The sequence below is a fragment of the Pseudomonas paraeruginosa PA7 genome, from assembly GCF_000017205.1.
Lineage (GTDB): Bacteria > Pseudomonadota > Gammaproteobacteria > Pseudomonadales > Pseudomonadaceae > Pseudomonas > Pseudomonas paraeruginosa.
This window is the reverse complement of record NC_009656.1, coordinates 873,997-887,144: the sequence shown is the minus strand read 5'-3', so window position 1 is coordinate 887,144 and position 13,148 is coordinate 873,997. Positions and strand designations below refer to the sequence as shown.

Here is a 13,148-nt window from a genome sequence, read left to right as displayed (position 1 = left end):
GGCTCAGGCCCTGGCGGCGACGATCATGCGCGTCTCCATCGGCAGGTCGACGATCCGCTCCACCGCGAAGCCGCCACGCCCCAGCAGCCCGACGACCTCCTCGGTGGTGCGGTGGCGGCCGTCGCAGGCCATGAACAGGTGCACGTCCCAGAGCACCGACATCGGCGACGGTTCGCTGGCCGAGATGGTCCGCTCGATCACCACCACCCGGCCGTCCTCGGCCATCGCCTGGCGGCAGTTGCCGAGCAGGACGAGACTGGCGGCCTCGTCGAGGTCGCCGATGATCCGCGACAGCAGGTAGAAGTCGCCGTTGGCCGGCACCTCGCGCAACATGTCGCCGCCCACCAGGCTGACACGCTCGCCCGCCAGCAGGCCGGCGAGGTTGTCGCGGGCCACGGCGAGCGAACCTTCGCGATCGAGCATCACCCCGCGTGCGCTGGGCTCGGCTTCCAGGATCACCTTGGTCAGTTCGCCGGAACCGCCACCGACGTCGACGAAGCAGCACTCGCGGAAGTCCAGGAGATCGGGGATCTGGTGGAAGGCCAGGTTGCTCGCCTTCATCGCCAGCAGGAAGCGCCGGCCGGCGTCCGGACAGCGACGCAGGTAGGCATAGAAACTTTCGCCGAAGGCCAGCTCGAATCCCGGCGTGCCGCCGAGCAGGGCTTCGTAGGCGTGGGTCCAGGCGGCATGGAACTCCTCGCCGTAGAACAGCACCATGTCGCGGAAGGAGCCGGGCGCTTCGCGCAGCAACTGGCTGGTGGGGGTGTTGGTGTAGCCGCCACGGGCATCGCCCTGGAATATCTCGAAGCCCACCAGCAGGCGCATCAGCCGGTGGATGCGTTCGGCATCGGAGCCGACCGCGGCGGCCAGGGCTTCGTCGGTGTCGACCCCGCTTTCGATCAGGTCGGCCAGCCCCAGCCGCGTGGCGGCGTAGACGCAACGCGACTTCCATTCCCCCGTAACAACTTGTATCAAATCGCGCGCAGCAGCAAGATTCGTGTTGTTCATGTTTTATTCTCTCTCGTTACACATTTCTGTAACCCGAGAACTATCCGAGCGCTCTAACTCGCACTTTTCACCGCCATGGCGAAAAACACCACAGAACGCAAAAGTTCATTCGGATCATTGAGAAGAAAATGCGCCCACCCCTTGGGGGCCAGCGCCACCTGGATCTCGGTGCAACAACAACTCCGGAATATTCGAAGCGCCCGTTCCAGAGCTATTCCCCGTCTATCGAAAGTACGAAATGACAACTTCGCCACAGCCAGCGACGGTGCGGGGAAGCCCAGCTTAGCAATTACGGATACCCTGTCTGGCACCTACCAGATCTTGTAGTTGAGCCGGCACGATCGTTCTGTGTTTTATGCAATCCACATCAGCGAACAGGGATGCTGGCTATTTGAACTACTTCACGGAATCACGCTGAAAGTCTCCGCGACCTCGTCCGTCGCAACTTAACGAAAGCATTACGAACTCATTACCAAAAGGTTTCCAATGGAAACCCGACAGGGAATTTCTATTGCCTTTCGAAAAGTCGAAAACGCGAACGACGACATGTAACGCGGGATTTCAAGGCCCCTGTAAATAGTGTGCGCATCGAATCTCGCTCCTTTGCGGAGCGACGAACTCCCGCGCCTCGACGAATGACGACTGCCGCATGGAAGAAGTTTTCCCCCGGCATACCCGAGAGACCTCCCGGAGGCAGGCATGAGCGGCCAGCGCTACAGCGATACCCCGGTCGACATCCAGCGAATGCGGCGCCTGAATCGCGCCACGGTGGAGCGCTACATGGCGCTGAAGGGCGCCGAGCGGCTGCAGCGGCACCGCCTGTTCCACGCCGATGGCTGCGCCGGGAACTGGACCACCGACAGCGGCGAGCCCCTGGTTTTCCAAGGCCACGAGAGCCTGGCGCGGCTCGAGCGCTGGCTCGAGGAGTGCTTTCCCGACTGGCAGTGGCACAACGTGCGGATCTTCGAGACCGACGATCCGAACCACTTCTGGGTGGAGTGCGACGGACGCGGCAAGGTGCTGCTGCCCGGCTACCCGGAGGGCTATTGCGAGAACCACTACATCCATTCCTTCGAACTCGAGAGCGGCCGGATAAGACGCAATCGCGAGTTCATGAATCCGTTGCAGAAGTTCCGCGCCCTGGGAATTCCCGTGCCTTCAATAAAACGTGAAGGCCTTCCCAGTTCGAATGTCATCGACCGCCATGGAGTAGCAAAGATGCCCGACACGACCAGCCTTTCCAACTACAGCGAAACCGAGCAACTTCGCGAAAAGAATCGCGCCACCGTAGAAAAATACATGAATACCAAGGGCCAGGATCGCCTGCGCCGCCATGAACTTTTCGTCGAGGATGGTTGCGGCGGCCTGTGGACCACCGATACCGGCGAACCGATCGTCATTCGCGGCAAGGACAAACTTGCAGAACATGCCGTCTGGTCATTGAAATGTTTTCCCGACTGGGAGTGGTACAACATCAAGATATTCGGAACCGACGACCCCAATCATTTCTGGGTCGAATGCGATGGCCACGGCAAGATTCTCTTTCCAGGTTATCCCGAAGGTTATTACGAAAATCACTTCCTGCATTCCTTCGAACTCGAAGACGGCAAGATAAAACGCAACCGCGAGTTCATGAATGTATTCCAGCAACTGCGCGCCTTGAGCATTCCGGTTCCGGAAATAAAACGCGAAGGCATTCCCACTTGATCGAATCGATATCTCCGGCCGAAGGGGGACCCAGCATGGACGATCTATTGCAACGCGTACGGCGCTGCGAAGCGCTGCAGCAACCCGAGTGGGGCGATGCGTCGCGGCTGCGCGAGGTGCAGGCGTACCTGCGCGGCAGCCCGGCGCTGATCCGCGCCGGCGACATCCTGGCCCTGCGCGCGACCCTGGCGCGGGTGGCGCGCGGCGAGGCGCTGGTGGTGCAGTGCGGCGACTGCGCCGAGGACATGGACGACCACCATGCCGAGAACGTGGCGCGCAAGGCGGCGGTGCTGGAACTACTGGCCGGCGCCCTGCGCCTGGCCGGCAAGCGTCCGGTGATCCGCGTCGGGCGCATCGCCGGGCAGTACGCCAAGCCGCGTTCCAAGCCGCACGAGCAGGTCGACGGGCAGACCCTGCCGGTCTACCGCGGCGACATGGTCAACGGCCGCGAGGCCCATGCCGAGCGGCGCCAGGCCGATCCGCAGCGGATCCTCAAGGGCTACGCGGCGGCGCGCAACGTCATGCGCCACCTGGGCTGGGACGCCGCTTCCGGGCAGGAGGCGAACGCCTCGCCGGTGTGGACCAGCCACGAGATGCTGCTGCTCGACTACGAGCTGGCGATGCTGCGCGAGGACGAGCAGCGCCGGGTCTACCTCGGCTCGACCCATTGGCCGTGGATCGGCGAGCGCACCCGCCAGGTCGACGGCGCCCACGTGGCGCTGCTGGCCGAGGTGCTCAACCCGGTGGCCTGCAAGGTCGGCCCGGAGATCGGCCGCGAGCAGTTGCTGGCGCTCTGCGAGCGCCTCGATCCGCGCCGCGAGCCGGGGCGCCTGACGCTGATCGCGCGGATGGGCGCGCAGAAGGTCGGCGAGCGCCTGCCGCCGCTGGTGGAGGCGGTGCGCGCGGCCGGGCACCCGGTGATCTGGCTGAGCGACCCGATGCACGGCAACACCATCGTCGCCCCCTGCGGCAACAAGACCCGCCTGGTGCGCAGCATCGCCGAGGAGGTGGCGGCGTTCCGCCTGGCGGTGTCCGGCTCCGGCGGGGTGGCCGCCGGGCTGCACCTGGAGACCACCCCGGACGACGTCACCGAGTGCGTCGCCGATTCCAGCGGCCTGCACCAGGTCGGCCGGCACTACACCAGCCTCTGCGATCCGCGGCTCAACCCCTGGCAGGCGCTCAGCGCGGTGATGGCCTGGTCCGGCGCGCAGGCGATCCCGAGCGCAACCTTCCCCCTGGAGACCGTGGCATGAGCGGCATTCCCGAAATCCTCGCCTATCCCTTGCCGACCGCCGGCCAGCTGCCGGCCAACCTGGCGCGCTGGAACCTGGAGCCGGCGCGCGCGGTGCTGCTGGTGCACGACATGCAGCGCTACTTCCTGCGCCCGCTGCCGGCGAGCCTGCGCGCCGACCTGGTGGCCAACGCCGCGCGGCTGCGCCGCTGGTGCGCCGGGCAGGGCGTGCAGATCGCCTACACCGCCCAGCCGGGCAGCATGACCGAGGAGCAGCGCGGCCTGCTCAAGGACTTCTGGGGCCCGGGCATGCGCGCCAGCCCCGCCGACCGCGAGGTGGTCGAGGAGCTGGCGCCGGGGCCGGACGACTGGCTGCTGACCAAGTGGCGCTACAGCGCCTTCTTCCACTCCGACCTGTTGCAGCGCATGCGCGCCGCCGGCCGCGACCAACTGGTGCTGTGCGGCGTGTATGCCCACGTCGGGGTGCTGATCTCCACGGTCGACGCCTACTCCAACGACATCCAGCCGTTCCTGGTGGCCGACGCCATCGCCGACTTCAGCGAGGCGCACCACCGCATGGCCCTGGAATACGCCGCCAGCCGCTGCGCGATGGTGGTCACCACCGACGAGGTGCTCGCATGAACGGCCTGCCCCCATCGCTGCTGCAACGCCTGCTCGAGCGGCCGGCGCCGTTCGCCTTGCTCTACCGTCCGGAAAGCAATGGCCCGGGCCTGCTCGACGTGATCCGTGGCGAGGCGCACGAGCTGCGCAGCTTGGCCGACCTGCCGCTGGACGAGCCCGGCGCCGGCCTGCCGCGCCACGACCTGCTGGCGCTGATTCCCTACCGGCAGATCGCCGAGCGCGGCTTCGAGGCGCTCGACGACGGCGCGCCGCTGCTGGCGCTGAAGGTCCTGGAGCAGGAGCTGCTGCCGCTGGAACAGGCCCTGGCGCTGCTGCCGAACCAGGCACTGGCCCTGGATGAGGAAGGCTTCGACCTCGACGACGAGGAATACGCCGAGGTGGTCCGGCGGGTCATCGCCGACGAGATCGGCCGCGGCGAAGGCGCCAACTTCGTGATCAAGCGGCGCTTCCAGGCGCGCATCGACGGCTACGCCACGGCCAGCGCGCTGAGCTTCTTCCGCCAGTTGCTGCTGCGTGAGAAGGGCGCCTACTGGACCTTCATCATCCACACCGGCGAACGCACCCTGGTCGGCGCCTCGCCCGAGCGGCACATCAGCGTGCGCGACGGCCTGGCGGTGATGAACCCGATCAGCGGCACCTACCGCTATCCGCCGAGCGGGCCGGACCTGGCCGAGGTCATGGAATTCCTCGACAACCGCAAGGAAGCCGACGAGCTGTACATGGTGGTCGACGAGGAACTGAAGATGATGGCGCGGATCTGCGAGGACGGCGGCCGGGTGCTCGGTCCCTACCTCAAGGAGATGGCGCACCTGGCGCACACCGAGTATTTCATCGAGGGCCAGAGCAACCGCGACGTGCGCGAGATCCTGCGCGAGACGCTGTTCGCCCCGACCGTCACCGGCAGCCCGCTGGAAAGCGCCTGCCGGGTGATCCGCCGCTACGAGCCGCAGGGGCGCGGCTACTACAGCGGGGTCGCGGCGCTGATTGGCGGCGACGGCCAGGGCGGGCGCACGCTGGACTCGGCGATCCTGATCCGCACCGCCGAGATCGAGGCCGACGGTCGCCTGCGCATCGGCGTCGGCTCGACCATCGTGCGCCACTCCGATCCCCGCGGCGAGGCCGCGGAAAGCCGCGCCAAGGCCTCCGGGCTGATCGCCGCGCTGAAGAGCCAGGCACCGCAGCGCCTGGGCTCGCATCCGCACGTGGTGGCGGCGCTGGCCAGCCGCAACGCGCCGATCGCCGACTTCTGGCTGCGCGGCGCCAGCGAGCGCCAGCAGTTGCAGGCCGACCTCTCCGGACGCGAGGTGCTGATCGTCGACGCCGAGGACACCTTCACCTCGATGATCGCCAAGCAGCTCAAGTCGCTGGGCCTGGCGGTGAGCGTGCGCGGCTTCCAGGAGCCGTACTCGTTCGACGGCTACGACCTGGTGATCATGGGCCCCGGCCCGGGCAACCCCACCGAGGTCGGCCAGCCGAAGATCGGCCACCTGCACCTGGCCATCCGCTCGCTGCTCAGCGAGCGCCGGCCGTTCCTCGCCGTGTGCCTGAGCCACCAGGTGCTGAGCCTGTGCCTGGGCCTGGACCTGCAACGCCGGCAGGAGCCCAACCAGGGCGTGCAGAAACAGATCGACCTGTTCGGCGCCGCCGAGCGCGTCGGCTTCTACAACACCTTCGCCGCGCGCGCCCTGCAGGACCGCATCGAGATCCCCGAGGTCGGCCCGATCGAGATCAGCCGCGACCGCGAGACCGGCGAGGTCCATGCCCTGCGCGGGCCGCGCTTCGCCTCCATGCAATTCCACCCCGAATCGGTGCTGACCCGCGAGGGTCCGCGCATCATCGCCGACCTGCTGCGCCACGCGCTGGTCGAGCGGCGGCCCTGAGCCAGGAGACCCCATGCACAGATATGTCGTGATAGACGCCTTCGCCAGCGAACCGCTGCAAGGCAACCCGGTGGCGGTGTTCTTCGACTGCGACGACCTCAGCGGCGAGCGCATGCAGCGCATGGCGCGGGAGATGAACCTGTCGGAGAGCACCTTCGTGCTCCGCCCGCAAGAGGACGGCGACGCGCGCATCCGCATCTTCACCCCGGTCAACGAACTGCCGTTCGCCGGCCACCCGCTGCTGGGCACCGCCATCGCCCTGGGCGCCGAGACCGACAAGGACAGCCTGTTCCTGGAGACCAGGATGGGCACCGTGCCCTTCACCCTGGAGCGCCAGGACGGCAAGGTGGTGGCCTGCAGCATGCGGCAGCCGATCCCCACCTGGGAGCACTTCGGCCGCCCGGCCGAGCTGCTCGCCGCCCTCGGCCTGAAGGGCTCGACCTTTCCCATCGAGGTCTACCGCAACGGTCCGCGCCACGTCTTCGTCGGCCTGGAGAGCGTCGCCGCGCTGTCCGCGCTGCACCCCGACCACCGCGCCCTGTGCGACTTCCCGGACCTGGCGGTGAACTGCTTCGCCGGCGCCGGGCGGCACTGGCGCAGCCGCATGTTCTCGCCGGCCTACGGCGTGGTCGAGGACGCCGCCACCGGCTCCGCCGCCGGGCCGCTGGCGATCCACCTGGCGCGCCACCGGCAGATCCCCTACGGGCAGCAGATCGAGATCCTCCAGGGCGTCGAGATCGGCCGGCCGTCGCGCATGTACGCGCGCGCCGAGGGTGCCGGCGAACGGGTCTCGGCGGTGGAAGTGTCGGGCAACGGCGCGGCCTTCGCCGAAGGCCGGGCCTACCTGTGAACCCCCAGAGCAAAGGAGCGCCGCCATGGGCGTGAACCCGAACATCTCCGAGTCCCTCACCGGGACCATCGAAGCCGCCTTCCCGGAGTTCGAGGCGCCGCCGGCGAACCCCATGCAGGTCCTGCGCAACTGGCTGGAACGCGCCCGCCGCTATGGCGTGCGCGAGCCGCGGGCGCTGGCCCTGGCCACGGTCGACGGGCAGGGCCGGCCATCGACGCGGATCGTGGTGATCGCCGAACTCGGCGAGCGCGGGGTGGTGTTCGCCACCCACGCCGACAGCCAGAAGGGCCGCGAACTGGCGCAGAACCCCTGGGCCTCGGGAGTGCTGTACTGGCGCGAGAGCAGCCAGCAGGTGATCCTCAACGGCATCGCCGAACGCCTGCCCGACGAGCGTGCCGACGCCCAGTGGCTGAGCCGCCCGTACCAGACCCACCCGATGTCGATCGCCTCGCGGCAGAGCCAGACCCTCGCCGACATCCACGCCCTGCGCGCCGAGGCCCGCCGCCTGGCCGAAACCGCCGGCCCGCTGCCGCGCCCGCCGGGCTATTGCCTGTTCGAGCTGTGCCTGGAGTCGGTGGAGTTCTGGGGCAACGGCACCGAGCGCCTGCACGAACGCCTGCGCTACGACCGCGACGAGGGAGGCTGGAGGCACCGCTACCTGCAACCGTGACGATGCCGTAGCGTCGGCGTTTCATGGCGGATAACCGCACGCGGTTATTCGCCCTACGCGGCCTCGGAGCCCACCCGTTTCACGGTGGTTAACCGCACGTGGCCTCGGAATCCGGCCGTAGGGCGAATAACGCCACCGGCGTTATCCGCCGCTGCGCCGACGTTTCATGGCGGATAACCGCAAGCGGTTATTCGCCCCACGCGGCCTCGGAGCCCACCCGTTTCACGGTGGTTAACCGCACGCGGTCTCGGAATCGGGCCGTAGGGCGAATACCGCCATCGGCGTTTCACGGCGGATGATCGCAAGCGCTCATCCGTCGCAACCGAACATCCATCGATTCGAACACTCGAGAAAAGGAAGCACCCATGAGCGAACCCATCGATATCCTCATCGCCGGCGCCGGCATCGGCGGCCTCAGTTGCGCCCTGGCCCTGCACCAGGCCGGCATCGGCAAGGTCACGCTGCTGGAAAGCAGCAGCGAGATACGCCCCCTCGGCGTCGGCATCAATATCCAGCCGGCGGCGGTCGAGGCCCTCGCCGAACTGGGCCTCGGCCCGGCGCTGGCGGCAACCGCCATCCCCACCCACGAGTTGCGCTACATCGACCAGAGCGGCGCCACGGTGTGGTCCGAGCCGCGCGGGGTGGAAGCCGGCAACGCCTATCCGCAGTACTCCATTCACCGCGGCGAACTGCAGATGATCCTGCTCGCCGCGGTGCGCGAACGCCTCGGCCAACAGGCGGTACGCACCGGCCTCGGCGTGGAGCGCATCAAGGAGCGCGACGGCCGCGTGCTGATCGGTGCCCGCGACGGACAGGGCAAGCCCCAGGCGCTCGGTGCCGATGTGCTGGTCGGCGCCGATGGCATCCATTCGAAGGTGCGCGCGCACCTGCATCCCGACCAGGGGCCGCTGTCCCATGGTGGGATCACCATGTGGCGCGGCGTCACCGAGTTCGACCGCTTCCTCGACGGCAAGACCATGATCGTCGCCAACGACGAGCACTGGTCGCGCCTGGTCGCCTACCCCATCTCGGCGCGCCACGCGGCCGAAGGCAAGTCGCTGGTGAACTGGGTGTGCATGGTGCCGAGCGCCGCCGTCGGCCAGCTCGACAACGAGGCCGACTGGAACCGTGACGGGCGCCTGGAAGACGTGCTGCCGTTCTTCGCCGACTGGGACCTGGGCTGGTTCGACATCCGCGACCTGCTGACCCGCAACCAGTTGATCCTGCAGTACCCGATGGTCGACCGCGATCCGCTGCCGCACTGGGGCCGGGGACGCATCACCCTGCTCGGCGACGCTGCCCACCTGATGTATCCGATGGGCGCCAACGGCGCCTCGCAGGCGATCCTCGACGGCATCGAGCTGGCCGCCGCGTTGGCGCGCAACGCCGACGTGGCCGGAGCCCTGCGCGAATACGAGGAGGCGCGGCGGCCGATGGCCAACAAGATCATCCTGGCCAACCGCGAACGGGAAAAAGAGGAATGGGCCGCTGCCTCGCGGCCGAAAACCGAGAAGAGCGCGGCGCTGGAGGCGATCACCGGCAGCTACCGCAACCAGGTGGAACGGCCGCGCTAGCAAGGCCGGGCAGGCCGCCGCGCCTGCCCTCTCCCAGCTCTCCCGCGAGCGGGAGAGGTGGCGTCCGTGCGGTGCCGGGCGCAGCGCTCCTATCGGCAGCGTCTCAGGCCTCTTCCGCCCGCCCCTTCCACTCCCCGCGCCCTTCGCGGGCCTGCAGTCGCAGGGCGAGCAGCAGGGCCAGCACCGCCAGGGCGCTGCCGCTGAGGAAGCCGCCGGCGTAGCCCATCTGTGCGGTGAGGCTGACCAGGAACGAAGATGCCAGCATCTCGCCGAGGTCGCGGGTGCTCTGCACCGCGGTGACGTCGGTGCCGGCCTGATCGCCCTGGCCGGCGAAGCGCATCGCCGCGGTGAGGATCGCCACCGAGGTGATGCCGGTAGCCAGCGAGCCGATCAGCACGCAGGCCCAGGCCAGTCCTTCGCTCAGCGCCAACCAGCGGCTGGCCTGCAGATACCAGAGCAGCGCCGAGCAGCCGGCGAGCACCACGCCGAGGGCGAAACCGCGCCACAGGCCGATCCGCCGGACCAGCCAGGCGCCGCCGCCGCAACCGAGGAATACCGTGACCAGGCCGCCGCTCATGCCCAGCCGGCCGATGTCCTGCAAGGACCAGCCGGCATCGCTGAGGTACAGCTTGGAGAGGCCGAAGCCGGATACCGCGGTCATCGCCGACAGCAGCGCCAGCGCCAGCAGCGAAGGCGCCAGCGGCCGACGCAGGAAGCGCAGCAGGCTGGCCTTGGCGGCCGGCGCCGGGGGTAGTTCGTGGGGATCGCCACGGCCCAGGGCGAGCACGCAGCACAGGCTTGCCAGCGGCACGCAGGCCATGACCAGGAAGGCTGCGCGCGGGCCGAAGTGGCCGGCAAGGATCAGGCTGCCGGCGCCACCGCCGAAGAAGCCGATCATCACCCCGGCGATCTGCACCGCGTTGACCTTGGCCAGCAGCTCGCCGCTGAAGTGCTCGGCCGCCATGCCGTCGGTGGCGATGTCCTGGGTCGCGCTGGCCAGCGAAGCCAGCGCCAGCAGGCCGACCGCCCAGCCGGCGCTGGCCACGCCGAGACCGAGCGCCGCCAGGCCGAGCAGGCAGGCGAGGACGAGGCACTGCATCGGCAGGATCCAGCTGCGCCGCCGGCCGAGCCGGCGCGACCAGTGGTTGTCGACCCAGGGCGCCCAGAGGAACTTGACCACCCACGGCAGCCCAACCAACGGCAGGAAGGCCAGCGCCTGCAACGGCGCGCCGTCCTGGCGCAGGAGGGTGGGCAGGGCGTCCATCGCCAGGCCGATGGGTATGCCCTGGGACAGGTAGAGCAACGCCAGGGTGATGACCAGGCGACGGTGGCGATACAGCTCAAGCATGGCGGTCTCCGGGGAGGCGGGAAGGAATGGCGGGCGCCTGCGGGCGGCGGCCAGCGAACCGCCGGGGCATCAGAAGGTGCCCCGCAGGCTGACGTTGAAGCTGCGCGGCTCGCCGTAGCGGTTGTTCCAGTTGGGGTTGGACAGGCTCTGGTAATAGGTGCGGTCGAACAGGTTGTTGACGTTGACCGCCGCCGTCCAGTGCTCGTCGACCCTGTAGCCCAGGCGCAGGTTGACCAGCGCATAACCGCCCTGGCGCATGTCCACGCCGCGATAGTCGACGCTGTAGTCGCTCTGCGCCTGGACCCCGCCGCCGACGCTCCAGCGCCGGTCCTGCCAGGGCAGGTCGTAGTTGCTCCACAGGCGCAGCAGGTGCCGCGGGGTGAAGGTGGAATAGCGCGTACCCGAATCGACCTGGCTGTCCTTGAGGTACTCGGTGCTGGTGTAGGTGTAGCCCGCCGACAGGCTCCAGTAGGGCGTCAGGTAGCCGGTGCCTTCGAGTTCGAAGCCCTGGCTGCGGACCTTGCCGCCACTGATGTAGTACGGGTTGTTCGGCGGTCCGGGATGGTCCGGATCCTCCTGCGGGTTGTTCTCCAGGTCGATGCGGAACGCCGCCAGCGACAGGTTCAGGCGGCCATCGGCCAGCTCGCCCTTGATCCCGGTCTCGTAGGTCTTGCCTTCCACCGGGCGCAACGGTTCGCTGTTCCAGGTCTGGCGGTCCTGCGGCTGGTAGACCTCGGCATAGCTGGCGTACCACGACCAGTCGCGGGCGAAGTCCCAGATCAGGCCGCCGTAGGGGGTGAACTGGCGGCCCGGCTTGAAGCGGGTCGCCGGGGTGTCCTGGTCCCACCAGCTTTCGCGGCCGCCGAGCACCAGGGTCAGCGGCTCGGCCAGCTTGATCCGGCCCAGGGCATAGATGCCCTTCTGGGTGGTCGTGGTGGTGCCAGGCGAGCGATATGCGCCGATCTGCGGACGCGGCACGCTGTGCGGATCCCAGCGGTAGACGTTGACCGGGGTGTCCGCCAGGTTGAGGAGTTGCGCGGTGTCCTGGCGGGTCTCGCCCTGGGCGTAGGTGATCCCGCCGAGCAGTTCGTGGGTCAGGCCGAACAGTTGCAGCGGCCCGTTGAGGTTGGCGTCGAGGCTGCGCTGGATGCTCTTGAACTTGTAGGCGGCGCCCATCAGCCGGCCGCCATCGCCGGTCTGCGGGTCGATGGCGCCGAACGAGCCGGCGTAGCGCAGGCGCGAGTCGGCTTCCTGGTATTCGGCGCTGACCTTGCCCTTCCAGCCGCCGCCCAGTTGCTGCTCCAGGGAGCCGAAGGCGCGGTAGGTATCCCACTTGAAGCGGTCCCAGTCGACGTCCAGGTAGGTATCGCGGGACAGCCCGAGGCTGGAACCGTCCTTGGCCATCGGCACACCGGCCATGTTGGTGATCGAGTCGATGTGCTGGTACTGCGCGCCAACGGTGAGCAGGGTGTCGGGACTCAGGTCGAACTCGGTCACCCCGTAGAGCAGGCGGGTGCCCTGGTCGGCCACGTCGTAGAAATAGTCGCGGTCCTCGTAGGCCGCCACTGCGCGGCCGCGCACGTTGCCGCTGGCGTTCAGCGGGCCGCCGACATCGACCTCGGCGCGATAGCGGTCCCAGCGCCCGGCGCTGAGCGTGGTGCTGGCGGCGAACTCGCGCTGCGGGCGCTTGCGCACCAGGTTGACGGTGGCCGCCGGGTTGCCGGTGCCGTGCAGCAGGCCGTTGGAGCCGCGGAGAATCTCCACCCGCTCGTAGATCGCCATGTCCTGCGGCGAGCTGGCGGTGTTGCCGAGCAGCGCCGGCACCCCGTCCAGTTCGAAGGAGTCGACCTTGAAGCCGCGCACGTAGTAGGCGGTGGTCAGCAGCTGGAACGGCTGCACGGTGACCCCGGTGGCCTGCTGCATGGCCTCGTCGAGGCTGAACAGGTTCTGCTGCTCGAGGCGCTCGCGGTCGATGACGCTGGCCGACTGCGGGATTTCCCGTGGCTTGAGCGGCATCTTGCCCAGGGTGGTCACCCCCGGCGGCTGGCTGGCGGAAGTGCCTTCGCCGCTGATCACCATGTCCGGCAGCTCCGTCTCGCCGTCCTTGCGCGCGTCGGCCACGGCCATCGCCAGCGGGCTCAGCGCCAGCAGCAGGCCCAGGCACAGCGGGGCATGCCGAGTAGGGGCGATACCCTGGCGTCCCTTGTTCACCTTCGTCTCCGTCTTCATCGTTCGACA

Annotated in this window: 10 protein-coding genes and 1 pseudogene; 8 read left to right on the top strand and 3 right to left on the bottom strand. The window is 68.4% G+C overall.

What is annotated here, in order from left to right; translation table 11 throughout:
* Window positions 1-3 precede the first annotated feature (3 nt).
* Entirely contained in the window at window positions 4-1,008 is a 1,005-nt protein-coding gene (locus PSPA7_RS04255; protein WP_012074250.1) for a methyltransferase, read from the bottom strand.
* Between the two features lie 699 nt (window positions 1,009-1,707).
* Here PSPA7_RS04255 and PSPA7_RS32365 point away from each other — a divergent pair.
* The 8 genes and pseudogenes from PSPA7_RS32365 to phzM form a co-directional block, all read left to right on the top strand.
* A pseudogene (locus tag PSPA7_RS32365) lies at window positions 1,708-2,193 on the top strand (PhzA/PhzB family protein); the annotation flags it as partial.
* A 33-nt stretch (window positions 2,194-2,226) separates the two neighbouring features.
* A complete protein-coding gene (locus PSPA7_RS32360; protein ID WP_041025452.1) occupies window positions 2,227-2,715 on the top strand; it encodes a phenazine biosynthesis protein in 489 nt (162 codons plus the stop codon).
* A gap of 35 nt (window positions 2,716-2,750) precedes the next feature.
* On the top strand, window positions 2,751-3,968 hold the full coding sequence (phzC, locus tag PSPA7_RS04240; protein ID WP_012074248.1) for a phenazine biosynthesis protein PhzC: 1,218 nt from the start codon (window positions 2,751-2,753) through the stop codon (window positions 3,966-3,968).
* Window positions 3,965-4,588, top strand: coding sequence for a phenazine biosynthesis protein PhzD (phzD, locus tag PSPA7_RS04235; RefSeq protein WP_003157855.1), 624 nt, complete (start codon window positions 3,965-3,967; stop codon window positions 4,586-4,588). The genes phzC and phzD overlap by 4 nt, the downstream gene beginning before the upstream one ends.
* Complete coding sequence (phzE, locus tag PSPA7_RS04230; protein WP_012074247.1) at window positions 4,585-6,468, top strand: phenazine biosynthesis protein PhzE; 1,884 nt, start codon at window positions 4,585-4,587, stop codon at window positions 6,466-6,468. Before phzD ends, phzE begins: the two co-directional genes overlap by 4 nt.
* Before the next feature lie 13 nt (window positions 6,469-6,481).
* A complete protein-coding gene (gene phzF, locus PSPA7_RS04225; RefSeq protein WP_012074246.1) occupies window positions 6,482-7,318 on the top strand; it encodes a phenazine biosynthesis protein PhzF in 837 nt (278 codons plus the stop codon).
* A 25-nt stretch (window positions 7,319-7,343) separates the two neighbouring features.
* Window positions 7,344-7,988 carry a phenazine biosynthesis FMN-dependent oxidase PhzG gene (gene phzG / locus PSPA7_RS04220; RefSeq protein WP_012074245.1) on the top strand — a complete coding sequence of 215 codons (645 nt, stop codon included), beginning with the start codon at window positions 7,344-7,346 and terminating at the stop codon, window positions 7,986-7,988.
* Window positions 7,989-8,353: 365 nt separating this feature from the next.
* Entirely contained in the window at window positions 8,354-9,562 is a 1,209-nt protein-coding gene (gene phzM / locus PSPA7_RS04215) for a pyocyanin biosynthetic protein PhzM (protein ID WP_012074243.1), read from the top strand.
* 103 nt (window positions 9,563-9,665) lie between these two features.
* Here phzM and ftpX read toward each other — a convergent pair whose 3' ends face one another.
* Together ftpX and fptA are read right to left on the bottom strand one after the other, a co-directional pair.
* A complete protein-coding gene (gene ftpX / locus PSPA7_RS04210) occupies window positions 9,666-10,910 on the bottom strand; it encodes a Fe(3+)-pyochelin uptake protein FtpX (RefSeq protein ID WP_012074242.1) in 1,245 nt (414 codons plus the stop codon).
* 69 nt (window positions 10,911-10,979) lie between these two features.
* Entirely contained in the window at window positions 10,980-13,139 is a 2,160-nt protein-coding gene (fptA, locus tag PSPA7_RS04205; RefSeq protein ID WP_034000074.1) for a Fe(3+)-pyochelin receptor FptA, read from the bottom strand.
* Between the last annotated feature and the right edge of the window lie 9 nt (window positions 13,140-13,148).